The sequence below is a fragment of the Alphaproteobacteria bacterium genome (genome assembly GCA_017308135.1).
Taxonomy (GTDB): Bacteria; Pseudomonadota; Alphaproteobacteria; order CACIAM-22H2; family CACIAM-22H2; genus Tagaea.
In genome coordinates this window covers 1-1,164 of sequence record JAFKFM010000018.1, presented here as the reverse complement: position 1 = coordinate 1,164, position 1,164 = coordinate 1, and the positions used below count along the sequence as shown (strand labels likewise).

The 1,164-nt window shown below is 61.5% G+C and carries 2 protein-coding genes; both read left to right on the top strand.

Going from position 1 to position 1,164, the window contains the following annotated elements; translation table 11 throughout:
- A partial coding sequence (locus tag J0H39_25660) for a DEAD/DEAH box helicase (GenBank protein MBN9500152.1) occupies positions 1-564 on the top strand: 564 nt, incomplete at its 5' end.
- The coding region (locus J0H39_25655) for a GIY-YIG nuclease family protein (GenBank protein MBN9500151.1) at positions 557-1,164 on the top strand (608 nt) is incomplete at its 3' end. The genes J0H39_25660 and J0H39_25655, both read left to right, overlap by 8 nt.

Here is a 1,164-nt window from a genome sequence, read left to right as displayed (position 1 = left end):
TTCGTGCAGGACAAATCGGCACTGGAGCGCGGGATGTTTGACACCGAAGTGGTACCCGAGGAGCTGACCCAGCTGAAGATGGGCAAGATCATCCGCGAGAAATTCCCTGACCTCAGCGAAGATGACCAGGAAGCGGTTCGTCAGCACGCCATTGCCGCCCTGACACTGACCCAGCAGGCCAAGGCCGCCATGGTCGGCGATGTGGTCGATGGGGAGTTTTCGGGCAGTACAGCTTTCATCGATGGGGTGCGCAAATTTGCCCTGAGCGTTACCGACCTCGACATCGATCTGATCGACCGCGTCAATCCGTTTGACGCCACCTATGCCGTGCTGGCCAAGGCGATGGACGAGAAGACCCTGTTGCAGGTGCAGGCTGTCATCAACGCCAAGAAGGACAAGCTGACCTACGAGGATGCGCGGATGCTGGCCGAGCGCGCGCTCGAGTTCAAGCGGGAGCGCGGGCGCCTTCCCTCGCTGACCTCGCAGGATGCCTGGGAGCGCAAGATGGCCGAGGGCATCGCCTTCCTGCAACGTCATGCGGCAAAGGCGGCGGCTGATGGCTGAGCTGAGCGATCTTGAACTGCTGGCCGAACTGGGTGTCGAGACAACGGCAGAGCCCAAGCGTGCCCTGACACCGCTGCAAGAACGGATCATTGCCGGTTTTGAGGATATTCAACGCTTCGTGGCTGAGCATGGACATTTGCCTCGGCACGGTGATGACCGTGACATTTTCGAGCGCCTCTATGCGGTGCGGCTAGACCGCCTGCGTAGCCTTCCGGAAGCGCGCGAATTGCTGGCCAGTCTCGATCGTGATGGCCTGCTGGATGGCAATGGCCCAGCAGCCGTGGCGCCCCAGGAATTGGGCGACGACGCGCTGCTCGCGGAACTGGGCATCACGCCGGGCGCACCAGACGACATCACACAGTTGCGCCACGTCGCGCCGCGAGCAGAAAAGCGCGCAGCCGAAGAAATCGCCAATCGCGAAAAGTGCGAGGATTTCGAGACCTTCAAGCCCCAAATCGAACGGGTACAAGCCGATCTGGCCAAAGGCGCGCGCGAGGCCAAGGCAGTCGATCAAACAGAGGTCACGCTCGAGGAGGTTCGGCCCGGCAATTTCTTCATCGTGGCTGGGCAGATGGCCCTGATCGCGGATACCTCTGACGC